The organism is Dactylosporangium sp. NPDC051087 (assembly GCF_055586325.1).
In genome coordinates this window covers 32,613-52,971 of sequence record NZ_JBVJIJ010000035.1, presented here as the reverse complement: position 1 = coordinate 52,971, position 20,359 = coordinate 32,613, and the positions used below count along the sequence as shown (strand labels likewise).

The window sequence follows — 20,359 nt, the reverse complement described above, 5'->3', positions numbered from 1 at the left end:
TCGCGGTCCAGGGGGGTCGCCTCGAGGTGCGCTGCGCGCTACACCGTGACCAGGTCCCCGATGTGCGGGCGCCAGACGGTCTCAGTGGTGTAGATGCCGTAGCGGAGAGCATCGAGGCAGTGGTCATCGGTCTTGATGGGCTCGTCCAGGCCCTTGAGCGCCGCCTCGTCGTCCCAGCTGTAGCCGGGGAACTCCTCGATGAGGGCCTTGGCGGACTTGTGCACGCGCAACCGGTCCTGGCCGAGCAGGGTGGCCACGGTGCGGATGCCGTCGACGACCGAGTTGCGGGCCGGGGTGGGGGTCAGCCCGTCGCGGTGCAGCTGGACGATGAACGAGGACGCGCTCGGGTCGACGCACGTGTACGCCGGCCGGGCGCCGCGCTGGTCGCTGCCGGGGATGCGGCAGGTCTCCAGCCAGTTCCGCAGGCCCTTGCTGTAGTCGCCGTCCGTCATGGACTTGCGGGCGTGCTTGGACGAGTAGTAGTACTCGCTGGCGACGTACAGGCGGTTGTCGCTGCCGAGGCCGAGCAGCTCGGCGGCGAACGGGTTGACGGTGCCGTAGTCCACGCCGGCGCTGATCCAGCGGGAGATCGTGGGCATCTGGTGGTCGTCGACGACGTGCTTGCGGTCGTCCCACATGTCGTAGATCGCGCCCTCGGCGGCGACCCAGTGGCCCAAGATGAAGCGCCGGTACCACAGGCCGACGAACTCGGCCTTGTACGAGTCCTTCGTCTCCTGTGGCAGGCCGGGGTTGTCGTCCAGGGTGAAGTGCCAGTAGGCGAGCCGCATGCCCGGCTCGTAGCGGCGGTTGATGAAGTCCTTGCGGAGCCAGTGCGCCGGGTTGTCCGGGTTCGTGGTCGCAAAGATCTTGGCGCCCTTGACGGAGGCGCGGCCCATCAGCTGGGTCCAAAACTCGTTCGGGACCAAAGTGGCTTCATCGACGTACGCCGCGGCGCAGGTGAGACCACGGAGCTTGCGCTCCGACCGCGCGTCGTTGGCGCCGATGATGTCGATGGTCTTGCCCAAGATCACGGCCGTGGGCGCACCGGGGGTGTACTTGACCTCGTTGGCCAGCTCCCCGAAGATCGCGGGGTCCTGGAGCACGCTGAAGACGTTGCGGCTGATGGTCTGGTTCGTCTGCCCGACGATGATCAGGCGCCCGTGGGTGGGGCACTCGTCGCTGGCCAGGAAGATCATCCAGCGGATCAGCGACGCCACCGTCTTGCCGCTGCGGATCGCCCCGCTCCAGATGTTCACGCGCTGGTTGGCGTTGACGATCGAGCGGATCTGCTTGGGCGAGAGGACCTTGGTCAGCCGGACCGGGTCGATCACCGCACGAGCGCGGGCACGCCGGCGCCGGGCTCGTCACCGTCCGCGTCGTCGTCGTCCGCGTCGTCGGCCATCCGGGGTTCCTCGTCGTCGCGGACGTCGCCCTCGGGCAGCAGCTCGGACGCGACCTTGAGCGCCGCGGCGAGGTCGCCGAGCACGGAGCGGGCCGCCTCGTTCGCGGTGCCCTTCTCCCCGACGCCCTGCAGCCGGTCCAGGCGCTCGATGACCTTGAAGCAGAACTCGGCGCTCTTGGTGGACCCGCCGATGGCGGCGGACCAGTGGGCGGCCAGCAGGCGCTCCAGGCGCATCAGGGTCTGCTGCTTGAGGTGCTGGGTGTTGGTGACCGCCTCCTTGCGCGCGGCGTCGAACGCGCGCTTGAGGTCCTTGGACACGGAGGCCACGGAGGAGTAGCCGAGCTTGTTGGCGATGGTGGCCAGGTCGACGCCGGCGAGGCGCATCTGGACGGCTTGGGCCCGCCGCTTGGCGGTGACCGTCTGCTGGGCGCGGGATGCGGGCATGGGGGTGTCCTTCGCTCAGCACGCCACCACTGGTGCGCGTGGTGGTGGCGCTCGTCCCCAGCTACCGGCGCTGCCGGTGGGGGCACGCGCGAGCGTCACCCGTGTTTGCAGGGAAACAGGACGGCCCGAGTTGCATGTTTCCCGGGACGGCTGTAGAGTAGGCGTGTCACCAGGGGGATCTGGAACCCCTCCTGGACCCACCGACGAAGGAGAACCATGAGCACTGAGAACACCGCGACGATCGGCCCGCGCTACGACCTGGAGGCGTTCACCGTCAAGCGGAACCAGGTCACGGTGGCCGTGACGAGCGCCGCCGGGGAGGACGAGCTCCGGATCGCGCTGCTGACCCGCAGCGGCCCGCTGACCGTCCCGGACCCGCGGTTCCGCCGGGACCAGCGCATCGCGTACTGGCTGGTCAAGGTCGACGGCGAGGCCGTCCGCGGCTACCGCACCACGTGGGGCGTCGCCCAGAAGGTCACCCTGCCGAACTCCGCGCTGCCGGTGATCGACCTGCCCGCCCCGCCCCCGCCGGTCCGCACCGGCCGTGGCCGCGCCACCGCGGCGCCCGCCCCGGCGCCCGCCGTGGACCCGGAGGCGACCGAGGTCCTGGCCGCCATGACCGAGGCCACCACGGAGCCCGCCGAGGGTCCTGCTGAGGCGCAGGTGCTCCAGGACCTGGGTGACGGGGTCGAGCTGGCCGAGGACCCGGGCGAGGACGGCGTGGAGATCTTCGAGCCGGAGGCCGAGGCCCCCGCGTTCGTCAAGGGCGACATGCCCGCAGGTGACGACCACCTGCCGGTGATCATCTACAACACGTTCGGGCCGGGCATTGACGAGGTCATCGTCTGCTCGTGCGGGGAGATGGAGCCCAAGGGGGTCAAGGGCAAGAGCGGCCTGAACACCGCTCACGCGCGCCACCGGGCCAGCCTGGAGCTGCAGAAGCTGGGCAGCTACGCCATCGCGGTGTACGGCAAGGACTACCCGGCCGCCGGCCTGACCGTGGCGGAGGCGCGGGAGCAGGCGCCGAACCTGAACCCGTTCACGGGTGAGGTGATGCTGGCGGTCTGACCAGCGCAAACGAGCGCCTCGCATGGAAACATGCGGGGCGCTCTTGCATGTTTCCGTGGGCGGGCGTAGGCTGTGCTTGCGAGGCGCGGTACTGGAACCCCGCCCCACACCTGAGGAGCCCGATGGAGCGCATGACGAAGGCCCGCCTGCTGGAGCTGCTGGAGCCGTTCGAGGACGACACCGAGATCCGCGTGGCCTACATGCCGAACAACCCGCTGGAGATGCTGCTGGCCACGGACACCGTGGGCGTCGCCGACGAGCGCAACCCGGATCCGGAGGTCGTGTACCTCGTGGAGCAGGGCACGGTGGGGAGCCTGCCGTACGAGGTGCGGACGAACATCTGCTTCTAGCCGACTTGACGCGGGAAACATGCAAGTGTGACTTGCGTGTTTCCCGCGTTTGGCTTAGGCTGATCTTGCGAGGCGGTACTGGAACCCCGCCCCACCCGATCGGAGACCACGATGAGCGCCCTCCCCCCGCGTCCCGTCCTTGGCCCCACCGCCCGCCGTGAGCTGGCCGCCGTGAAGGCCGCGCAGCGCGAGACCATCCGCCAGGTGCGCCGCGACCTCGCGCAGGGCAGCACGGAGTCCCTCGTGGTGGCCGCCAGCGAGGCGATCACCCAGATCTGGGCCGGCGTGAGCGGGTTCAGCGAGCAGGGCCGGGCCGAGGTCGACGCGTACAACGCCGCGGTGGCCCGCTACAACGCCGCGATCAGGGCTCGCAAGGTGGCGCAGCGGACGCAGGCGCAGGCGAGCCGGAACGCCGCCGAGGTCGCCGGCGTGCGGGCCGGGATGTGCTCGCAGTGCTTCTCCACCCACGCGGGGGAGTGCTGACCCTGGCTGTTCAGGGAAAGACGCAAGTCAGCCTTGCGTCTTTCCCTGGCATAGGTTAGGCTGATCTTGCGAGGGCGGTACTGGAACCCCGCCCCACCACCCGAAGGAGCCCAATGAGCGGCACCGGCTTCACCCGCGTCCACCTCATCGCCAACGTCCTCCGCCTCGCCGGTGAGGGCGCCGACCGCACCGGCGTCACCAGCGCCTTCGCCCTCATCAGCGCCGCCGTGGACGTGGCCACCGGCACCCCCGGCACCAGCGGCAACGGCCTGATCTGCGCCGACGCCGTGAACGCCTACGCCGTGGTGGCCGGTGACCGCCCCAACCGCACCCTGGCCGAGAACCTCCGCCACGCCGGTCACCTGGTGGCCAACGGCAGCATCGTGGTCCCCTCCGCCTGACCGATACCAGGGAAACACGCAAGCGTCACTTGCGTGTTTCCCTGGTTTGCTTTAGGCTGTCCCTGCTGGGCGGCACTGGAACCCCGCCCCACCACCGAAGGAGCAACGATGATCGAGGACACGGTCGGCGTCGGCAGCGTGATCGAGGACCACTACGGCAACCCCTCCGTGGTACTCAAGGTCGACGTCGACGGGGTCCCCCGCACGATCATGCAGCTGGTCGGCAGCGACCGCGGCAACATCACCTCGGCGCCGCGCACCTTCCGCCAGTTCACCAACCCGGAGCACGTGGATCAGTGCCGCCAGAGCGCCCGTGAGCTGTGGCGCGCCAAGGGGCTCAAGCGCAGCCAGTTCGCCTGACCGCACCACCCGCTGACCGCGCCACCCCGGCGCGGTCACCTATCCCCCTGGAGACACCGGATGAGCGTGTTCGTGCTCGACAAGGTCCACATCGACGCCCTGCTGAAGGCCGGCGCTGCGTGGTCCGTCCACTGGTTCAGCCTGACCACCCTGAAGCGCCGCAGCGTGTGCCTGGACGAGATCGAGGCCCTGGGCCAGGAGTTGTGGGAGGCGAACTGGTCCAACGTGGCCGCCGACTGGGGCGACGAGGCGCCGGCCTGCCCGCAGTACGCGTTCGACCTGCTGCCCGGGGAGCCTGACGCGCTGGTCATCCTGCGCGCGCTCGACGGGTACGAGTCGAACACCGAGAACGAGGACTACACCGACACCGACGCGCACCTGTTCGTGCAGGCGCTGCGGCGGATGGCCATCACGAAGCTGCCCGGGTACATGGCCGCGGGCTTCTCGATCAACGACCGGGAGGTGTTCGTCAAGGCACGCCGGTCTGGGTGACCGCCACACCTCGCAATGTTACGCGGGAAACACGCAAGGTTGACTTGCATGTTTCCCGCGTTTTGCGTAGTGTGGAGGCATCACCCAGCCCTGGAATGGAACCCCAGGGCACCCGACCGAAGGACACAACGATGCTCGCAACCCGTCCCGCCCGCGGCCAGCTGCGCACCGGCGACACCATGCTCCTGGCGCAGGGCACCCGCGACCTGCACGTCACCGTGCTCGCGACCGTCCCCTACAGCACCGAGACCGGCGAGCCCAGCTACCACGGCATCGGCGTCCTCGTGCGCCGCGCCAGCGGCATCGAGGGCGTCGCGTTCCTCCGCGACCTGCGGTGGCTCTGGTGACCCCCGGCGAGCAGCGCCGCCGCCGGCGCCGCGCCTCACGCGCGCTCAAGGCCGCCAAGCTCCCCCGCCCCGACCTCGCGCTGGTCGAGTACCTCCAGCGCCAGCAGCAGACCCAGGAGACCCGGTGATGGACGAGCAGCAGGAAACCTGGGACGGCGAACCCCGGTGGGGCGACGAGGAACCCGACTGGGACGAGCACCAGCATTGGGCCGCCTACCAGGAAGAGCCCTCGTGCTTCGGGTGCGGCGACCGCGGCTGGGTCCTCAAGCGCTGGCGCCTGCTCGCCTGGCTCCGCCTCGCCCGCGACACCCGCCCCTGCCGTTCCTGCCAGCCCCCGCTGTGGTGGGAGCGCCCGAAGCTCACCGCCCAGGACTGGTGGTGGCGCCGGTCGCGCCTGCGGGTGTGGCTGGCTCGCCGGCGGCCCGGGGGCAGCACCGACGAGCCGCCGTTCTAGCAACCCAGCAAGCTAGCTAGCTAGCTAGCTGACCAGCAAGTTTTCGTCGTACCCGCCGCCCACAATGGGTGGCGGGTACACCGCTATCCGAGGAGCAACCCTTGCAGCTCACCCCGAAGACCGTCTGCCCGCTGTGCCTCCAGGAGCACACCGCGCGCTATCTGTGCGACCCGAAGGCCGCCATCGTGGACCAGGAGATCGAGCGGCTGACCACGCTCCAGGCGGGCCGCACGCTCCAGCCGATGGAGTTCGAGCAGCCGGTCATCATCGGCACCGGCCCGGAGGACCAGCAGCTGACCTCGCTCACCGTGTCCCCGGCCGCCATCGAGGTCCCGACCGCGCCCGGCACCCGCTTCCCCACGCTGGTGATCTCGGGGACCACCCTTACCCGGCCGCTCCCACGCTGGATCTACCCCGGGGACCCGCAGACGCTGCGGGACACCGCGGCGCTCGTCCAGCACCAGGTGGAGACCGCCATCCGCGCGGCGGGGCTCACGTGACCCGCCGGCTGCTCGCGCCCCCGATCCAGGACAGGCTCCCGCTGGACATCCCGCGGCCGCGGACCGCGATCGTGGCCGAGAACCACTGGCTCGGGGTGCTGCCGTTCCGGCACCCGTGGGCGGCCGCCCTGGTGACCGGTGTCCACGCCGACCACGTGATCGAGTACATGGACGTGATCTCCCGCGGGTGGCACCCAGGGACCTACCGGTGGCTGGCGATCGCGACCATGCTGCGGCCCGACCAGAAGACCCCTCCGCTCCCGCTGGCGGGCCCGGGCCCACTGGTGTACGGGAAGGTCATCGGGGCGGTCAGGCTCGGTGCTGTGGTGACGGAGTCGACCTCGAGGTGGGCCCTTCGGGGCAACGCCTTGTCCGGGGTCCCGTACCTGCACTGGATCGTGACCTCCCGCGTGGTGCTGCGGAACCCGATCCCGTGGCAGACGAAGGGCGGGATGATCAAACCGGCGCCCCGGCTGGTGGAGGCCGCGGTGCGCGCTGCGGGGGCCGCGCCCTAGACAGCCGTAGATTTCCCCAGACGAAGAACGCCACCCCTGGCACACGTTAGGGGTGGCGTTCTCCGTGCTGATGAGGCTAGGTGAAGCATGACGGCCACACGGCCGAGTGATCGTCACCGACGACGGTATCAGCCGCTGGCGCCCATGCGTAGGAAGTGCCGCAGCGACATCCCACCGGGTTGCCCGCTGAACACCGCGGCGGGGGCGGCGACCACCTTGTGCTCCAGGTACTGGTGCAGACCGAGCGCGCCGAGCTCCCGCCCGTACCCGGAGTGCTTGAACCCGCCCAGCGGTGCGTTGACCCCCGGGCTGGCACCGTTCAGGCGGACCGTGCCGGCGTTCACCCGCCCCGCCATCCGCAGACCACGCTGGACGTCGTTGGTGTAGATGGCCGCCTCCAGCCCGTACTTGGTGCCGTTGGCGATCCTGATGGCCTCGCTGTCGCTGCCGTCGTAGGGGATGAGGGCGAGCACCGGCCCGAACACCTCTTCCTGCGCGAGCGCACTGTCCGCGTGCACCTGCAGCAGGCGGGGGGCGACGTACCAGCCGCGGCCGAACGCGGGCAGCTCGGCACGCGCCAGCTCCACGGCGCCGGACTCCACCGCGTGATCGATCATGTCGTTGTACCTGCGCCGCTGTTCCTGGCGCACCAGCGGGCCGACGTCGGTGGTCTCGGAGTGGGGGTGCCCGACCCGCTGTGCGGCCAGGACCTTGCTCAGCACCATCGACAGGTGCTCCAGGTGGCGTTCAGGGACCAGGATGCGGGTGTGGTTGGAGCACACCTGCCCGCTGTTGGCGATGCCCTCGTTGACGAGGGTGAACGCCAGATCGGTCAGGTCGGGCCCGGTCACGTCGTCCAGGATGATCGCGGGGGACTTCCCGCCCAGCTCCAGCGACACCCGCTTGAACGTGGCCGCGGTATGCCGTGCCACGTAGAGCCCGGCGACCGTGCTCCCGGTGAACGCGACCTTGTCGACCATCGGGTGCTCGACCAGCTGCGCGCCGGCGACCCAGTCACCGGGCAGCACCGACAGCACCCCGTGGGGCAGGCCGGCGCGGCGGCAGATGTCCGCGAAGTACAGGGCGGACAGCGGGGTCTCCGGGGCCGGCTTGACCACAATCGTGCACCCGGCCAGGATCGCCGGCGCCACCTTCATCACGATCGTCTTCAGGGGCATGTTCCAGGGGGTGACCGCGGCGACGACACCGACCGGCTCGCGCCACAGCCACACGTTCTCGTCGTGGGGCCCGGGGTCCAGGCTGGACAGGTTGTTCAGCCCGTTCTCCGCGTACCAGCGGAGGATCGCGAGCGGGTGGGTGACCTGCCGCTTGCGCGCCCACCGGATGGGTGAGCCCATCTCGTCGATGATCAGCTGGAGCATGCGGTGCTGCTCCAGGTCGAGCAGGTCCGCGATGTCCGTGAGGATCTTGGCGCGTTCCTCGGCCGGGCGGTGGCGCCACTCGGTGTTGTCGAAGGTCGTGCGGGCGAGGGTGAGCGCCTGGAGGATGTCCGGGAGCCCGGCGGCCGGGCATGACCCGATGACTTCCTCCGTGGCCGGGTTGACCACCTGCAGGCGTTCCGCCTGCCCGCCCATCCACTTGCTACCGATCGGTAACGCGTTCCACTCCCGCAGCGTCGACGACGACGGATCCACGCTCAAAACCCCCAGGTCTAGACGGGTTTCCAGCCCTGCCGGAACGACTGGGCCGACCCCCTCTTGAGCATGTTGCCACGATCGGCGAGACGGTCCACCTCCTCCGGGTCCATCTGCAGCCGGCGCCCCAGCTCTTCCGGGGTCATCTTGCTCTCGCTGAGCAGCCCGGCCACGATGTCCGCCATCTTGAGCACGTGGTGGGTGCCGCGGGCCCGGTTGTGCCGCACCGTGGCCAGCTGCGCCAGCTCCTCGCTGGTCTCCTGCAGCGTGACCACAGGCACGAACCCACCGGTCAGGGCGTGGACGTCCGGCTGGGCGGAGACCGTCCAGCGGTGGAACCCGTCCACGATCTCCAGGCGCTCGCCGGCGTCGAACTCGCGGACCACGATCGGTTGGGTCCACCCGTTCTCCAGGATCGAGGTGGCCAACAGCCTGAGCTCAGGGGGCGCCTGGATGTTGGGGTTCCACGAGTTCGCCGACAGGCGCTCCCGCTTCACCCACCGGACGTAGGAGATCGGCTGCTCACGCCACAGGGCTTGTTGGGGTGGGCCGTCCGAGCAGTCTGGAGTCACGAGGAGCCTCCTTGGCGTATGCGGGTACCAGGTCCCACCCGGAGGCGGGCCAGCTGCCGGGGTGATGCAGCTCTGCCTGGCGCCCGGCGGTGATCACCTGGTCAAGCTCCTCAGCGTACTTGTGCCAGTAGCGCGGTAGTGCCCTGCCGCCCTCGTTCTGAATCTTGCTTCCTGCCTGCTTGCGGCCCTTCAAATCGCCCCTCATGGCGATCATGAGGAGGAAGTCCCACGAAAGCCCCGAACCGGGGTGCGCGGCCTGCTCGGCGATCGGCTGCCCGGTCTTGCGGTAGTGGAGGTCGATCTCCTCCCGCACCCGGGCGCGGATCTTGGACTTCTCAGGCTCGTTGAACTTCTCGATGTAGTACGAGATGAACTCGGGCCAGGAGACGCCCTCGGGGCGTTCTGGCCGGCCCCGGTAGCCATACAGCTCGGTCAGGGCATACCGCGCGGCCGCGCCGACACCGGGCACCCGGTCGACCATCTTCGCCCACACCTCGGGGAAGCACGCCGCGTACGTGTGGATCTTCTGGAGGGGTTCCTCACCGAACGCCGGCGAGCACCGCTGCATCCCCGGGCTCACGCCGGCCATCTCCAGGCGGTCATAGGCGTGGTTGTAGTCCCACCCGAGGACGGCCGGGGCCGTCCACACGTCCTCGTGGTGCCAGTCGTAGATCGGGTAGACGTTGAACATGCTGCCCTTGGCGGTGCCCTTGTCGTCCTTCGAGATGTAGTTGTCGACGACCTTCTTCGTGACCGCCCGGCGGCGGGTCAGGGACTCGTCGGAGCGGATGCCCATCATCACCGCGGTGTTGCCCTGCGACGGGGGGCAGAACAGGCCGGCGGCGAGCGGCGCCGTGAGGCGGGCCTCGACGGGCCAGACCGGGAACCCCGGCAGCTCGGTGATGGCCTCGGGGGGCAGCTCCCGGCACCACTTGTCACGGTCCTCCGGTGCCCACGGGTACCACCACGGGGAGGTGCGGGAGCACGCGTTGCGGTGCTTCAGCGGCAGGCAGTACCACTCCAGCGCCACATCGTCGCGCTGGCTGATGCGGCGCACGTACTCCTCGGTCTCCATCGGGATCGCCTCTTCGTCCCAGAAGATGGCGCGCATCGGCAGGTGCCGGGCGAACCTCGGGTGCGAGTGCGCGACCTCCAGGGCCATCATCAGCGTGGCCGTGGAGTCCTTCCCGCCGGAGAACATGACGTGGACCCGGTCGAAGGTGTCCATCACGTACGCCATGCGCTCGCGGGTCAGCTCGAGCACCGTCTGTTCCTGGCGCTGGATGTCGTGCTGGGACCGCTTCTGCTTGGCCTCCAGCGTCTCGCCGGCGCCGTACGTGGCCTTCGCCATCAGTTGATCTCCTCAGGTATCTTGGCCCGGCACGCGCGTGTGCGGTCTCTCGTCCGGGGGTCGCGGCTCCGCGTAGTCACAGCGGAGGCCTGCTGCAGAGGGCAACCGCCACCCGGACCACAACCAGCTACTGGTGTGCCTTGTACGCCGCGGTGAGCCGGTCCCCGGTCAGGTGCGCGTGCACCCCACCGTCCTGCAGCTGCCGGGAGCCGGGCATCGGGCGCGAGGACCAGTAGCTGGCGTCCTCCTGCTCCAGGAAGTGCAGCGGCAGCCGGTTGCTGGAGGCCATGAGCACGCCGGTGAGCCCGTCGATGATCACCAGGGCGTAGGCGTCCATGTGGGCCTCGGCCAGCAGGGTCCGAAACGCCCACACGGCGCTGGCCACGCCCTCGTCCTCCTCGGTGGCGTCCCGCAGCTGCGCGTACCGGTAGGCGAGGTGCCACGAGTCCGACGCCAACGGCTGCGCGCTGGGGAACAGGCTGGCGGCGTTGTAGCAGTTGCCGTTGTGCGCCACCAGGTGCTGGTCACCACCGCGGCGTTTGCCGTCCCGGACCTGGATCGGCTGGAGCCCGCCACGGTCGTTGTGGGCGCCGAACGTGGCCAGCCGGGAGTGCCCCAGGATGGTGCGGGCGCCGTGCACGTGCTTGAGGTCCTCCAGCACGGCGGCCCCCAGAGTGTGCTGCTGGTACGACAGGATGCCGTCCTGGGAGCAGAACCCCCACCCGTGCGGGCCGCGCGCCGTCGCGCCCGCCGCGGCGGTGCGCAGCAGCTCCGGGTCCGGGGGGTTCACGCCGGCGTAGGCGAAGATCCCGCACACGGTCAGGACCTCCCCGTCTCAGCCAGCCACTGGGCTGCTTGGGGGAGGACGGGGGCCGCCTGTCGCACCACATCGGCATCGATCTGCCACACCTCTTCGAAGCCGTGGCCGATGCTGGTTGTCCACTGGCGTGCCGGCCAGGCCCCCGTCCCGACCTGGTAACCGCGAGGCCATCCGTAGCACGGGGGCATCGGGAGCTGCTCACGGTCGATGAGGGCGAACACTGCCTCGTGCGACCAGTCGGCCAGCGGCGAGTAGCGGGTGACGCCCTTGGTGTTGCGGTAGATCGGCGGCTCCCCGGTCGCGGCCGCGGGCCCGCACCAGTTGCCGTCCGCACGCCGCCGCCCCAGCAGCAGCATGTCGAGACCGCGCTGCTCGAAGTAGCGGGCCTGGCTGGTGTGGTTGACCAGCCGGAACCAGCGGGGTCCATCGGCGCCCTGCGGGAACAGCATCCGCGGGTTCCGCGCCAGCCACGCCAGGTCCTGGCCGGTGGAGATCACGGTCAGCCCGTCCGGCATGTTGTCCGTCGTCCACTGCAGGAACGCGGGGAACTCCAGGTTGGAGATCCCGAGCACACAGTCATGCACCCCGGCGCGTTCCACGACGTAGCGGAGGGCGATGGAGTCCTTCCCGCCGCTCCACCCGTACCCGACCTTCCGGCCGGCGGTGTGCTCCCGGATCTCCTGCACGGTGCGCTCGATCAGCTGCTCAAGCCGGTCGTCAGGCCACGCCGTCCGGGCTGCCGCCCTCGTCGCCGCCCACGTGTCCTGGTTGCTGATCCCCTGCTTGCGACCCAGGGGTGCGCCTGCAGATGTAGGGGTTGAGGCCATCATCGATCTCCGGGTGCTTGGCTACGAGCCGGGAGAGCTCGAGGTCGATCTGGTGCCGGTCCCGGGACCAGAAGAACGTGCGCAGGCGGATGACCATCCACGCGCCGGCGATCGCCCGCAGCTTCCGGGAGGCGTCGTACGCGTCCGTGATCGCCAGATAGCGGGTGCGGCCCTCCGCGGTGTCCAGCCCGCTGTCGCGGACCCACATCTGGATGTCGCGCATGTGCCCGCACACGATGAACCGGTAGGGCAGCCCACGGAGGACCGCGGCCGCGGCGTCGGCGACCGCCGTCCCCCGGTGCTCGTCGATGATCACGTTGGTCAGCCGTTGCCCGGCCGCCTGGAACCGCTCAGCCACTGGGGGCCCGCCGGGACGCGTCGGGGCAGTGCGGGGGGCACGCCACGATCACCGGCTTGGTGGTCGCGCTGTCGATGCAGCGGCACTGGCGGACGACGGTCCCGTGCTCGCACTGCTCACGCCGGTGGTTCATGTGCAGTCGTCCTCGCTCTTGCGCGGGGGCCGCCCGCTGACGATCCCGCCCTGGGCGTACGGCTGGGTCGCCTTGAGCTGCAGCAGCTCGCCCTCCGCCCGGTACATGCGCTCCATCGCGCGCTCCAGGTTCCGGCGGGTGGCGGCCAGCTCCTCCGCGAGCGACGCGTCCGGCAGCCACCGGGTGGGCGTCTCCTCCACTTGTTGCGCGCGGGTGGGCGCGCCACCGTGGAACAGCGGCTGGTCGACCTGGTTCCCGGCCCAGTCGGTGAACGTCATCCGCTCAGGGCTGTCGACGGGCTTGTGCGGGGCACCGATCGCGACCAGCACGTGGTCGGTGGACCCGGCGCCGACGGCGTGGGGCACAGACCCGTCGACCATGTAGAAGTCGCCCGGGCGCACCGTGTACTCGACCTCGTTGACGGTGATCGTGCCCTGGCCGGCGAGGCACAGCAGCAGGTGATCCCCGGGGTGCACGTGCACGGGGAACTTCGCCCCGGCCGGGACCCACAGCATGTCCGCGCCGAGGTGCCCGTTGGAGTGCAGCGCCACCCCGAGCGCGTCGGCACCGTGCACCGGGACGCCCTGGTGCCGGACGACCTCGGCCACGGCCTGGAGGTTCAGGATGCGCAGGGCGGCGTCGACGCGCTCGGCGTCACCGTCGTTGGTCAGCAGGTTCTCGCTCATGACCGCTTGCCCCTCTCGGCGTACTCCAGGTACTCGCGGCAGATCCCCACGAGGGCGTCCGCCGCGGTGTCTGCGCCCTGCTCGTTGCGGGCGAGGTCCAGGGCGCGGCGGATCACGTCGCGGCCCTCCAGGGTGACCATCCACGAGACCGGGAAGTACTGGGCCGTGGGCTCCGGGATCGGCGCCGGGTCGGTCGTCGACGCCGGCGGCCCGCCCGGTTGGGGGACCGCGGACGGCGCGCTGCCGCTGGGAGGCGCGCTGCCGTCCGCGGTCGTGCCCGCCACACCCTGGGGGTCAGCCGGGTATGGCGGGGCCGGTGGGGGTGCCGCCGCCGGTCCAGCCCCCGCCAGAGCTGGACCGTCACCTCCACCGGGGCTTGCGGGAGCCACGGGCGCCGGCGTGGGCGTGGGCGCGGGCTCGGGGTCGGCGAACAGGTCGGTGACGGTCTCGCCGTACAGACCGGTCACGCGCAGCAGGTCGTCCAGCTCGGCGGTGTCATAGCCGGTGCCGGACAGGTCGTCCAGCTCGCGGAGGAGTTCGGCAAGCGCGCGGTCGTCGTACTCGCCCAGGTCGTGGGTGCGGTTGTCCGCGACGTTGATGCGGATGGCCTCGTCGTCGCTGGTCTCGTAGACCTCGCAGCGGGCCTCCGTCCACCCCAGGGTCTTCATGGCGGCGAGGGTGTTGTTGCCCGCGAGCACCACGTACGAGTCGGGCAGCTGGCGCACGATCAGCGGCTTGAACTGGCCGGACGCCATCAGGGAGGCGGCGATCGCGTCCAGGTCGCCCTTCTTCGCGTTCCCGGGGAACGGCGTCAGGGTGCCCAAAGCGATCTGGCGGGTGTCGAGGAAGGTGACCATGCGGCGGGTGCTCCTGTGGCGTGAGAAGTGAGCATCCCGGCCGGGGACCGCGCACCCCCGTACAGCACGCGGCCTGTCAGCGCGTGCCGCCTGTGGGCGGGCTCCCGTAGGCGTGTGCACGCCCCGTGGGCGGGCCCCGGCCGGGGGTCATGAGGTGGCGGCCGCGCGGGCGCGCATGAACTCCGCGAGGACCTGCAGCCGGGCCTCGCTCTCAGCGGGCGTCAGCTGGTTGTCGCGGAGGGTGGACCGCCAGATCGACCAGTCCAGGACGTACTCCTGGTGGTCGGTGTCGTCGTCGAACTCCGGGTGCCCAGGGGGCAGCGGTGGGTGCCCTGCCGTGCTCGCCTGGAACTCGACGACCAGGTCATGCACCCGGTGGGGCACCACGATCGTCATGCCGTCGCGGAGCCGGTTCGAGCGAAGGACCGCCCGGGCGCGGTCCAGTGCCTGGGCGAACGACAGATCGAACGAGCTGTGGACGGCATAGCGGAGGGCATCCTGGTCATCGCTCACCGGGTGGACCCGTCTGCCGCTCACGGCCAGCCTGGGCGGCCAGCTGGTGCTCCTCGGCGAAGGCGCGGAACGCCTGCCACCCCGGGGAGTTGACCAGGTTCGCGACGACGGCGCCGAGCGCGCGGATCCACCGCCCGATCGCCCGCATCACCGGCTGGAGCGCCCTCACCGCGGCGCGCATGGCCGCGGCGATCGCTTCGCCGGCGCCCTCGGCGAGTTCGACCGCCGCGTCCGCGAGGTCCTCGCCGGCCATCAGCGTGCCGCCGCGGTGAGCGCGATCGCGGTCCCGCCACAGGCGAGCGCCACCCCCGCGAGGGTGAGCGCCAGCCCGTAGTGGCGTTCGGCGTCGGCGATGATCATCAGCCCGGTGCACACCAGCCCGGTCACGGCCAGGGCGAGCGCCGCGGCCATCACACGTCCAGCACGGTGTGCGGGGGCCGTTTGACCAGCTCGAACCAGTCCTCGGCCAACAGGTCGCTCTGGCTGGCCAGCCAGGGGAAACAGGAGCCGTCGACGGTGCGGATCAGCAGGTAGGGGCGGAACCGGACTGTGGTGCCCTCGGGCACGTTGAGCGCGGCCGCGGTGTTCGCGTTCGCGGCGATCCCGTCGGGGTAGCCGGCCTGGAGCACCACGTACTGCCCGATGCCGTTCCACCCGGCCCGGGCGATCGCGGAGCCGTTCTTGCAGGCGCGCAAGGCGTCGGCGAAGTCCATTCAGTCCTCCGGGATGGCGTCGTCGGGTGGGGACTGGAACTCCAGGTGGAACCCGGGTCCCCCGCCGCCCTCGGGGCGGGCGTTCTGGGGGTGCATCGGGATACGCAGCTGAGTCCCGTTCACGTTCGTCATGGGGCGCGCCGGGCTGTAGCCGATCGGGGCGCCGGGGAACACCATCGGCATCCCGCAGGGGACACAGCGGGCGGCCAGCTCCAGGCTGATCGCCTCGACCTTGGCGTTCGGGTCGTTCTCGTCGGCGTCGTTGGCCAGGATCCGGTGGACGTCGATGTCGAAGTGGTAGTCGGGGTGGTTGCAGGCCACCTTGGGTTCCACTCCCTCGAGGACGGCTCCGCCGCTCACTTGGCGCCGACGAGCACGGGCGGGGCGGAGCTCGTGGACCCGGGGCACTGCCACCCGGCCGGGAGGTCCTTCAGCTTGTCCTGGGACGCGAGGTCGCGGATGAGCGCCTCACACCCGGGCGCGGCGGTCCGGGCCCGGGCGGCGGACGCCTCGGCTTCCTTCTTCGCGGTCTCCACGTCCTGGGCCTTGATCCGCGTGTTCGCCACGGCGTCGGCGTACTCGCGGAGCTTGGCCTGGGTGCGCTCGTCGTAGTGCACGAACGTCACCTGGACCTGGATCAGCTCCACCGACCGGGCGTCGTACATCGGCTTGAGCGCCGCGGTGACCCGCCGGGACCACTCGTCCAGGGTGATGTCGGCGGGCTTGGCGCCGGGGTCGTTCAGGCCGGCGAGCGGGTCGTACCCGTCGAACGCGGCGTTGACGGCGCCCTTGGCGGCCGGGGTGATGAAGTCGCGGCGGGCGTCCTCGAACGTCTTGTGCTGGCGCCACAGGCCCTGGACCGACTTCTCGGTGATCTTCCAGGTCACGGTGACGTCGATGTACGCCTCGCTCTGGTTGCCCAGGCGGACGGTCACACGGGGCTCGGTCTTGTAGTTGTCGCGCTCGGCGCCCTTGCCGTCGCCCTCGAACCGGGCGACCTGGTTGCGGGTTGACCACTCCTCGGTGGCCGCCCACGGGAGCGTGATGTGGAGGCCGGCGTCCTGGGTGGCGATGTACCGGCCGGACGCGGTGGTGATGCCCACGGAGCGGGCGTCGACCTGGACGATCGACATCAGGAACAGGATCACGAACGCGACGCCGGCGAGCACGCCGCCGATGGGTCGGGTCTCGCGGCGGATGAGGGCGCCGAGCCCTGCTGCGAACAGCAGGATGAGGCAGATCGAGACGAACAGCACTGGCGTGTCCTTCTTCAGGTGGGCGGGTTGATTTCCAGGGAGAGCAGGCAGAACACGCAGTCACAGCGGTCCTCTGCCGGGCAGTCCATGCAGTTGCACGCCCCGGTCAGGGGGCGCAGTCCTACGCGTGCGTAGGCGTCCTGGCAGCAGGTGCAGGAGCAGGCGGGGGCGGTGGTGGACCCGGGCTCCGGGGCGCGGTAGGTGGCGATCTCGGCGTGGAGCTCCGCCAGGTGCTGGTCGATCACCAGGAGCGCCTGGTCGTAGGTGAGCGGGGGCGGGTGCGCGATCCGGCCGCCGGCGCACTGGGAGGTGTCGACGTTCAGGTTGGTGAAGGTGACCGGGGGGCAGGTGCACAGCGGGTGCTTGCGGGGGTAGCCGTGGTCAGCCATCGGTCAGTTCCGCGCGTGCGGAGGCCAGGGAGCGGGTGTGGTAGCCCTGGGACAGCAGGCGCTGCATGAGGGCGTCCTGTTCGCTGGCGGTGGCCACGGTGACGACCACGCCCCACCCGGCCGGTTCGCCGTCGTCGTCGCCGAACCCTGGGTCTGGTGGGTCGTCCTGGTGCAGCAGCTGGGCCAGCTCGTCCTCGTTGAAGCCGGTCAGGGCGAGCATCCCGGCCTGGTCGGCGTCGAGGAGGAGCTGCTTCAGCTCGTCGTCGTCCCAGCCGCCGTTCTCGGTGAGTTTGTTGCTGGCGGCGACGTAGGCGGCGGCGTGGGCGTCGCTTTTGGATGCCCACCCGCGGACGACGGGGACCAGCCATGACCCATCGGGGGCCACGCGTACGCCGTCCGGGGGTGGGTCGCCTTTGGCGAGCATGGAGAGCAGTTGGTCGCGGCGGCCGTGGCCGGCGACGAGGCGCCCTGTGCGCTCATCGAGGAGCGGTAGCTCGGTGAAGCCGTGGGTGGCGATGGAGGTGCGGATGCCGTCCTCGTCGTGGCGTTTGGGGTTCAGGTGGGCGGAGGGGAGGTTGCGCAGGGGCATGTACTCGAGTCGCCGTTCCACCTGTCCCCCGTAATGACGCAAGTCCGTGTTGCGTGTTTCCCTGGTATGACGTAAGCTGCTGTTGCGCGGGGATACTGGAACCCCCCCGCCTGACCAGGAGGAACACCAATGAAGTTGTGGGTCACGCTGCTCAAGGCCAGCGGCAACGAGTACCTCACGCCGCGGCTCCCGCTGGAGGGCCTGCTCGACGTGCGGACGAACGGCAGCCACTGCGTGTCCGGGGCGACCTTCCAGCCGCTGCAGGCGGACGGCCGGCTGGAGGGGCCCGCGACGCTGGAGGACCCGGCCTTCACGTACGACGTGAAGTCAGCGGCCGAGATGGCGGGCAACCACCGGCGCTACCAGGACCTGTGCCGTCGCGGTGAGCAGGTGTTCGTGAAGCAGGGCCGGGAGGCGTTCACGGCGTGGCTGGAGACGGTCCAGCTGAGCGACAGGAGCAGGGAGTTCCTGCGGGCCGCGATCGCTCGCTGACCACACCCGACACGGGCTCGCGCGGAAACGTGCGAGCCTGTGTTGCATGTTTCCCCGGTATGACGTAAGCTTGCCTTGTGCGGGGCACTGGAACCCCCCGCCTGAGCAGGGAGAACACCCATGACGAACGCCACCGCACTGCCGGTCATCACCGCCCCGCGGCTGCGCTTCCCGACCCAGACGTGCAACGTGACGCTGGACTGCGACCACCGGGCCGTCCGGCGCATCGAGGTCGACGGCCGCGCGTACGTCTTCGCCTGCCCGGACCACGTGGGCGCCGGCCTCCAGGACGCGGCCGAGGTGCACGGCGGCCAGGAGGCCCACTACCTGCGGGACCTTGCCGGGGTGTGGGTCGAGTGGACGGAGCGCGAGGGGTACGGCCCCGAGGTGGTCGAGCTGGCCCGCAAGGTGGTCGCGCAGTTCGGGGCCATCAGCGCCTGACCAGCGCCACCCCACGGGCTCGCATGGAAACATGCGGGCCCGTGTTGCATGTTTCCATGGAACGAGGTAGGGTCTTGTCACAGGGGCAGCGACTGGAACCGCACACCCCGCCCGCACCGGAGGAACACGATGAGCGTCTACGCCACCCTCAACACCATCAGCGACGAACTCATGACCAGCGCGGAAGCCCTCACCAAGGCCCTGGACATCCAGCGCGCCCTGGAGGCGGCCAAGCTGGTGGAGAACCTGCTGTGGGAGAACCTCGGCGCGGACGACGCGACCCTCACGGCCGCCGTGAAGGCCGAGCGCACCTCCACCCACACCTACATCACCGAGACCACCCACCGGCTCAAGACCACCCTGCGGCACCGCACGGACAAGGCCGCGATGCGCAACGGCATCGAGCGCGCCACCCGCCGGCTCAAGGTCCTGGACGACGTCATCGCCCGCCTGGGCACCAACGCGTGACACGGCCGGCGGGCCGCCCTGGAACACCGGGGCGGCCCACCGGCCCGCAACCCCATGTCTGCGGGGCAGAGCAGACCGAGGACGACCAAGGAAGGCACAGCATGCCTGGAAGCAGCACGACCCAGCCGGACACCACCACCGCCGCCGCACTGGTCGGCGAGGAGTGGACCGGGTGGGAGATCCGCTACTACCTGGGGCTCCAGGGCCGCGAGTACTGGGGGCGCATCAACGGGCCCGTGACCCGCGACGCCCGCGGACGCATCACCATCCCCCTGCGCTGCGACGGTGGGCTCGAGCGCACCGCCAGCCTGGGTGGCATCCACCGCATCTACCTGCTCAACGCCCCCAAGGCGCCCTCGTACGCGAGCGCCGCGGCGAAGGCCCTCGCGGACACCGCGTTCATCGGGCAGCGGGTCAGGTTCACCGCGTTCGGCACCGACGGCCAGGAGACCGAGGTGGAGGGCATCGTGCGCGGGGCCGACACCGACGGCGCCACCGTCGCCGTCTACCTGCACGACCAGCGGCTGCCGTTCGACCTGGACACCCAGCACGAGATCCAGCTGCTCGCCGACACCCCGCCACCGGAGGGACAGCCGGACGCGCTGCCCGACGAGCTGCTGGTGGAGGCCCTCGACCTGCTGATCACCGCGCTCGGCATCAAGAGCGACGTGTACAAGCTGCTCGCCCACGCCGACCGGCGCACGCTGCTGACCGACGTGTTCCAGCGCGTGTACACGGACGGCTTCTCCGTGGGCGCCAAGCAGTGAGCGACCCCCGGTGGCTGTACACGTTCATCCGCCCGGACGGGCACAGCGAGTCGCACATCGTGATCGGCACACGGGAGCTGTGGCAGGCCGCCGAGCGCGCCCGGGAGAAGGTGGCACAGCACGAGGTGCACCTGCGCACCCGGGAGCCCCTCAGCGGGGACCAGGCGCTGCTGGAGCGGAGCCTGTTCGTGTCGATCCGCGCCGACGACGAGGGCGACGAGCTGCTCTACCTGTACAACGGCGGAGGCGTCCAGGTGGACAAGATCGCCCAGTGCGTGACCTGCTCGACGGCGGTCTGCTCGATCCCCTGGGAGCACACCCCCGGCAACGTGTTCCAGCGCCACAAGCTCGCCTACCGGGTCACGGTCCCCCGTGCGCGGGTGGGCCTGCTCGCGAACGTGGTCACCCGCACCGTGCACACCGCGTGCGCCGTGCTGGACGGGGAGACCGTGTCCATGGACCGGGCCGGGCTCGACGCCCTGTGGACCCTGCCCCACGGTGGCGAGGTGTGGGTAGACCCGGTCGCGCTCGGCGGGATCGTCAAGGTCTGGGTCGGTGGGGACAAGTACCCGGTGACCGTGACCGTTCTCAAATAGTCGCCGCTCAATGCGTGCCCCGGTCGGTCCAGCGGCCGGGGCATGTCCGTTTCGAGCGGG

Annotated in this window: 34 protein-coding genes; 16 read left to right on the top strand and 18 right to left on the bottom strand. The window is 70.5% G+C overall.

The window, feature by feature from the left end; genetic code table 11:
- Positions 1 to 38 precede the first annotated feature (38 nt).
- Together ACZ6TV_RS46195 and ACZ6TV_RS46190 are read right to left on the bottom strand one after the other, a co-directional pair.
- Positions 39 to 1,331, bottom strand: a complete 1,293-nt coding sequence (locus ACZ6TV_RS46195) for a PBSX family phage terminase large subunit (RefSeq protein WP_465306381.1) — start codon at positions 1,329 to 1,331, stop codon at positions 39 to 41.
- Positions 1,328 to 1,846: a hypothetical protein gene (locus ACZ6TV_RS46190; RefSeq protein WP_465306379.1), complete on the bottom strand. Its 519-nt coding sequence runs from the start codon at positions 1,844 to 1,846 to the stop codon at positions 1,328 to 1,330. Before ACZ6TV_RS46190 ends, ACZ6TV_RS46195 begins: the two co-directional genes overlap by 4 nt.
- A gap of 216 nt (positions 1,847 to 2,062) precedes the next feature.
- Between ACZ6TV_RS46190 and ACZ6TV_RS46185 the strand changes: the two genes are divergently transcribed.
- The 11 genes from ACZ6TV_RS46185 (at position 2,063) to ACZ6TV_RS46135 (ending at position 6,816) form a co-directional block, all read left to right on the top strand.
- Complete coding sequence (locus tag ACZ6TV_RS46185) at positions 2,063 to 2,914, top strand: hypothetical protein (protein WP_465306377.1); 852 nt, start codon at positions 2,063 to 2,065, stop codon at positions 2,912 to 2,914.
- A gap of 122 nt (positions 2,915 to 3,036) precedes the next feature.
- A complete protein-coding gene (locus ACZ6TV_RS46180) occupies positions 3,037 to 3,264 on the top strand; it encodes a hypothetical protein (RefSeq protein WP_465306375.1) in 228 nt (75 codons plus the stop codon).
- Between the two features lie 111 nt (positions 3,265 to 3,375).
- Entirely contained in the window at positions 3,376 to 3,747 is a 372-nt protein-coding gene (locus tag ACZ6TV_RS46175) for a hypothetical protein (RefSeq protein WP_465306373.1), read from the top strand.
- A 113-nt stretch (positions 3,748 to 3,860) separates the two neighbouring features.
- Positions 3,861 to 4,148: a hypothetical protein gene (locus ACZ6TV_RS46170; protein WP_465306371.1), complete on the top strand. Its 288-nt coding sequence runs from the start codon at positions 3,861 to 3,863 to the stop codon at positions 4,146 to 4,148.
- Between the two features lie 108 nt (positions 4,149 to 4,256).
- A complete protein-coding gene (locus ACZ6TV_RS46165; RefSeq protein ID WP_465306369.1) occupies positions 4,257 to 4,508 on the top strand; it encodes a hypothetical protein in 252 nt (83 codons plus the stop codon).
- Between the two features lie 60 nt (positions 4,509 to 4,568).
- Positions 4,569 to 5,000: a hypothetical protein gene (locus ACZ6TV_RS46160; RefSeq protein WP_465306367.1), complete on the top strand. Its 432-nt coding sequence runs from the start codon at positions 4,569 to 4,571 to the stop codon at positions 4,998 to 5,000.
- A gap of 131 nt (positions 5,001 to 5,131) precedes the next feature.
- The gene (locus ACZ6TV_RS46155) at positions 5,132 to 5,347 is read left to right on the top strand and encodes a hypothetical protein (RefSeq protein WP_465306365.1); all 216 of its coding nucleotides are present in this window, start codon (positions 5,132 to 5,134) and stop codon (positions 5,345 to 5,347) included.
- The gene (locus ACZ6TV_RS46150; protein WP_465306363.1) at positions 5,344 to 5,475 is read left to right on the top strand and encodes a hypothetical protein; all 132 of its coding nucleotides are present in this window, start codon (positions 5,344 to 5,346) and stop codon (positions 5,473 to 5,475) included. Before ACZ6TV_RS46155 ends, ACZ6TV_RS46150 begins: the two co-directional genes overlap by 4 nt.
- A complete protein-coding gene (locus ACZ6TV_RS46145; RefSeq protein WP_465306361.1) occupies positions 5,475 to 5,801 on the top strand; it encodes a hypothetical protein in 327 nt (108 codons plus the stop codon). Before ACZ6TV_RS46150 ends, ACZ6TV_RS46145 begins: the two co-directional genes overlap by 1 nt.
- A gap of 101 nt (positions 5,802 to 5,902) precedes the next feature.
- A complete protein-coding gene (locus ACZ6TV_RS46140) occupies positions 5,903 to 6,301 on the top strand; it encodes a hypothetical protein (RefSeq protein WP_465306359.1) in 399 nt (132 codons plus the stop codon).
- On the top strand, positions 6,298 to 6,816 hold the full coding sequence (locus tag ACZ6TV_RS46135; protein WP_465306357.1) for a hypothetical protein: 519 nt from the start codon (positions 6,298 to 6,300) through the stop codon (positions 6,814 to 6,816). Before ACZ6TV_RS46140 ends, ACZ6TV_RS46135 begins: the two co-directional genes overlap by 4 nt.
- A gap of 128 nt (positions 6,817 to 6,944) precedes the next feature.
- Here the strand turns inward: ACZ6TV_RS46135 and ACZ6TV_RS46130 are convergent, their stop codons facing one another.
- The 16 genes from ACZ6TV_RS46130 to ACZ6TV_RS46055 form a co-directional block, all read right to left on the bottom strand.
- Positions 6,945 to 8,471 carry an aldehyde dehydrogenase family protein gene (locus tag ACZ6TV_RS46130; RefSeq protein ID WP_465306355.1) on the bottom strand — a complete coding sequence of 509 codons (1,527 nt, stop codon included), beginning with the start codon at positions 8,469 to 8,471 and terminating at the stop codon, positions 6,945 to 6,947.
- 17 nt (positions 8,472 to 8,488) lie between these two features.
- Positions 8,489 to 8,968, bottom strand: a complete 480-nt coding sequence (locus ACZ6TV_RS46125) for a ParB N-terminal domain-containing protein (RefSeq protein WP_465306353.1) — start codon at positions 8,966 to 8,968, stop codon at positions 8,489 to 8,491.
- A gap of 25 nt (positions 8,969 to 8,993) precedes the next feature.
- Positions 8,994 to 10,394 (bottom strand): phosphoadenosine phosphosulfate reductase domain-containing protein, encoded by a 1,401-nt coding sequence (locus ACZ6TV_RS46120; protein WP_465306351.1) that lies wholly within the window; start codon positions 10,392 to 10,394, stop codon positions 8,994 to 8,996.
- Between the two features lie 127 nt (positions 10,395 to 10,521).
- A complete protein-coding gene (locus ACZ6TV_RS46115; RefSeq protein ID WP_465306349.1) occupies positions 10,522 to 11,211 on the bottom strand; it encodes a class II glutamine amidotransferase in 690 nt (229 codons plus the stop codon).
- A 2-nt stretch (positions 11,212 to 11,213) separates the two neighbouring features.
- Positions 11,214 to 11,900, bottom strand: a complete 687-nt coding sequence (locus tag ACZ6TV_RS46110; RefSeq protein ID WP_465306347.1) for a hypothetical protein — start codon at positions 11,898 to 11,900, stop codon at positions 11,214 to 11,216.
- 31 nt (positions 11,901 to 11,931) lie between these two features.
- Positions 11,932 to 12,399, bottom strand: a complete 468-nt coding sequence (locus tag ACZ6TV_RS46105; RefSeq protein ID WP_465306345.1) for a hypothetical protein — start codon at positions 12,397 to 12,399, stop codon at positions 11,932 to 11,934.
- 129 nt (positions 12,400 to 12,528) lie between these two features.
- Positions 12,529 to 13,218: a cupin domain-containing protein gene (locus ACZ6TV_RS46100; protein WP_465306343.1), complete on the bottom strand. Its 690-nt coding sequence runs from the start codon at positions 13,216 to 13,218 to the stop codon at positions 12,529 to 12,531.
- Entirely contained in the window at positions 13,215 to 14,075 is an 861-nt protein-coding gene (locus tag ACZ6TV_RS46095; RefSeq protein WP_465306341.1) for a ParB/RepB/Spo0J family partition protein, read from the bottom strand. Before ACZ6TV_RS46095 ends, ACZ6TV_RS46100 begins: the two co-directional genes overlap by 4 nt.
- Before the next feature lie 147 nt (positions 14,076 to 14,222).
- Entirely contained in the window at positions 14,223 to 14,588 is a 366-nt protein-coding gene (locus tag ACZ6TV_RS46090) for a hypothetical protein (RefSeq protein ID WP_465306339.1), read from the bottom strand.
- A complete protein-coding gene (locus ACZ6TV_RS46085) occupies positions 14,578 to 14,841 on the bottom strand; it encodes a hypothetical protein (protein WP_465306337.1) in 264 nt (87 codons plus the stop codon). Before ACZ6TV_RS46085 ends, ACZ6TV_RS46090 begins: the two co-directional genes overlap by 11 nt.
- Positions 14,841 to 14,999, bottom strand: a complete 159-nt coding sequence (locus ACZ6TV_RS46080; protein ID WP_465306335.1) for a hypothetical protein — start codon at positions 14,997 to 14,999, stop codon at positions 14,841 to 14,843. The genes ACZ6TV_RS46085 and ACZ6TV_RS46080 overlap by 1 nt, the downstream gene beginning before the upstream one ends.
- Complete coding sequence (locus ACZ6TV_RS46075; RefSeq protein WP_465306333.1) at positions 14,999 to 15,301, bottom strand: DUF2829 domain-containing protein; 303 nt, start codon at positions 15,299 to 15,301, stop codon at positions 14,999 to 15,001. The genes ACZ6TV_RS46080 and ACZ6TV_RS46075 overlap by 1 nt, the downstream gene beginning before the upstream one ends.
- Positions 15,302 to 15,634 (bottom strand): hypothetical protein, encoded by a 333-nt coding sequence (locus tag ACZ6TV_RS46070; protein ID WP_465306331.1) that lies wholly within the window; start codon positions 15,632 to 15,634, stop codon positions 15,302 to 15,304.
- A 23-nt stretch (positions 15,635 to 15,657) separates the two neighbouring features.
- The gene (locus ACZ6TV_RS46065; RefSeq protein ID WP_465306329.1) at positions 15,658 to 16,557 is read right to left on the bottom strand and encodes an SPFH domain-containing protein; all 900 of its coding nucleotides are present in this window, start codon (positions 16,555 to 16,557) and stop codon (positions 15,658 to 15,660) included.
- Positions 16,558 to 16,571: 14 nt separating this feature from the next.
- Positions 16,572 to 16,946 (bottom strand): hypothetical protein, encoded by a 375-nt coding sequence (locus tag ACZ6TV_RS46060; RefSeq protein ID WP_465306327.1) that lies wholly within the window; start codon positions 16,944 to 16,946, stop codon positions 16,572 to 16,574.
- Complete coding sequence (locus ACZ6TV_RS46055) at positions 16,939 to 17,556, bottom strand: ParB N-terminal domain-containing protein (RefSeq protein ID WP_465306326.1); 618 nt, start codon at positions 17,554 to 17,556, stop codon at positions 16,939 to 16,941. The genes ACZ6TV_RS46060 and ACZ6TV_RS46055 overlap by 8 nt, the downstream gene beginning before the upstream one ends.
- Positions 17,557 to 17,664: 108 nt before the next feature.
- On the opposite strand from ACZ6TV_RS46055, the gene ACZ6TV_RS46050 reads away from it, so the two are divergent.
- The 5 genes from ACZ6TV_RS46050 to ACZ6TV_RS46030 all read left to right on the top strand — a co-directional run bounded on the left by ACZ6TV_RS46050 (position 17,665) and on the right by ACZ6TV_RS46030 (position 20,299).
- A complete protein-coding gene (locus ACZ6TV_RS46050; RefSeq protein ID WP_465306324.1) occupies positions 17,665 to 18,027 on the top strand; it encodes a hypothetical protein in 363 nt (120 codons plus the stop codon).
- A 120-nt stretch (positions 18,028 to 18,147) separates the two neighbouring features.
- Positions 18,148 to 18,468, top strand: coding sequence for a hypothetical protein (locus ACZ6TV_RS46045; RefSeq protein ID WP_465306322.1), 321 nt, complete (start codon positions 18,148 to 18,150; stop codon positions 18,466 to 18,468).
- Between the two features lie 129 nt (positions 18,469 to 18,597).
- Positions 18,598 to 18,936, top strand: a complete 339-nt coding sequence (locus ACZ6TV_RS46040) for a hypothetical protein (protein ID WP_465306320.1) — start codon at positions 18,598 to 18,600, stop codon at positions 18,934 to 18,936.
- Positions 18,937 to 19,037: 101 nt separating this feature from the next.
- Positions 19,038 to 19,703, top strand: a complete 666-nt coding sequence (locus tag ACZ6TV_RS46035; RefSeq protein WP_465306318.1) for a hypothetical protein — start codon at positions 19,038 to 19,040, stop codon at positions 19,701 to 19,703.
- Positions 19,700 to 20,299: a hypothetical protein gene (locus tag ACZ6TV_RS46030; RefSeq protein WP_465306316.1), complete on the top strand. Its 600-nt coding sequence runs from the start codon at positions 19,700 to 19,702 to the stop codon at positions 20,297 to 20,299. Before ACZ6TV_RS46035 ends, ACZ6TV_RS46030 begins: the two co-directional genes overlap by 4 nt.
- Positions 20,300 to 20,359 lie beyond the last annotated feature (60 nt).

Excerpts from the sequence above, each read along its gene's own strand:
- ACZ6TV_RS46040 (WP_465306320.1), top strand. The coding sequence starts at position 18,598 with ATGAGCGTCTACGCCACCCTCAACACCATCAGCGACGAACTCATGACC.
- ACZ6TV_RS46035 (WP_465306318.1), top strand. The coding sequence starts at position 19,038 with ATGCCTGGAAGCAGCACGACCCAGCCGGACACCACCACCGCCGCCGCA.
- ACZ6TV_RS46095 (WP_465306341.1), bottom strand. The coding sequence starts at position 14,075 with ATGGTCACCTTCCTCGACACCCGCCAGATCGCTTTGGGCACCCTGACG.
- ACZ6TV_RS46060 (WP_465306327.1), bottom strand. The coding sequence starts at position 16,946 with ATGGCTGACCACGGCTACCCCCGCAAGCACCCGCTGTGCACCTGCCCC.
- ACZ6TV_RS46100 (WP_465306343.1), bottom strand. The coding sequence starts at position 13,218 with ATGAGCGAGAACCTGCTGACCAACGACGGTGACGCCGAGCGCGTCGAC.
- ACZ6TV_RS46170 (WP_465306371.1), top strand. The coding sequence starts at position 3,861 with ATGAGCGGCACCGGCTTCACCCGCGTCCACCTCATCGCCAACGTCCTC.
- ACZ6TV_RS46145 (WP_465306361.1), top strand. The coding sequence starts at position 5,475 with ATGGACGAGCAGCAGGAAACCTGGGACGGCGAACCCCGGTGGGGCGAC.
- ACZ6TV_RS46160 (WP_465306367.1), top strand. The coding sequence starts at position 4,569 with ATGAGCGTGTTCGTGCTCGACAAGGTCCACATCGACGCCCTGCTGAAG.
- ACZ6TV_RS46165 (WP_465306369.1), top strand. The coding sequence starts at position 4,257 with ATGATCGAGGACACGGTCGGCGTCGGCAGCGTGATCGAGGACCACTAC.
- ACZ6TV_RS46080 (WP_465306335.1), bottom strand. The coding sequence starts at position 14,999 with ATGGCCGCGGCGCTCGCCCTGGCCGTGACCGGGCTGGTGTGCACCGGG.
- ACZ6TV_RS46050 (WP_465306324.1), top strand. The coding sequence starts at position 17,665 with ATGAAGTTGTGGGTCACGCTGCTCAAGGCCAGCGGCAACGAGTACCTC.
- ACZ6TV_RS46180 (WP_465306375.1), top strand. The coding sequence starts at position 3,037 with ATGGAGCGCATGACGAAGGCCCGCCTGCTGGAGCTGCTGGAGCCGTTC.
- ACZ6TV_RS46185 (WP_465306377.1), top strand. The coding sequence starts at position 2,063 with ATGAGCACTGAGAACACCGCGACGATCGGCCCGCGCTACGACCTGGAG.
- ACZ6TV_RS46085 (WP_465306337.1), bottom strand. The coding sequence starts at position 14,841 with ATGGCCGGCGAGGACCTCGCGGACGCGGCGGTCGAACTCGCCGAGGGC.
- ACZ6TV_RS46190 (WP_465306379.1), bottom strand. The coding sequence starts at position 1,846 with ATGCCCGCATCCCGCGCCCAGCAGACGGTCACCGCCAAGCGGCGGGCC.
- ACZ6TV_RS46120 (WP_465306351.1), bottom strand. The coding sequence starts at position 10,394 with ATGGCGAAGGCCACGTACGGCGCCGGCGAGACGCTGGAGGCCAAGCAG.
- ACZ6TV_RS46075 (WP_465306333.1), bottom strand. The coding sequence starts at position 15,301 with ATGGACTTCGCCGACGCCTTGCGCGCCTGCAAGAACGGCTCCGCGATC.
- ACZ6TV_RS46175 (WP_465306373.1), top strand. The coding sequence starts at position 3,376 with ATGAGCGCCCTCCCCCCGCGTCCCGTCCTTGGCCCCACCGCCCGCCGT.
- ACZ6TV_RS46045 (WP_465306322.1), top strand. The coding sequence starts at position 18,148 with ATGACGAACGCCACCGCACTGCCGGTCATCACCGCCCCGCGGCTGCGC.
- ACZ6TV_RS46155 (WP_465306365.1), top strand. The coding sequence starts at position 5,132 with ATGCTCGCAACCCGTCCCGCCCGCGGCCAGCTGCGCACCGGCGACACC.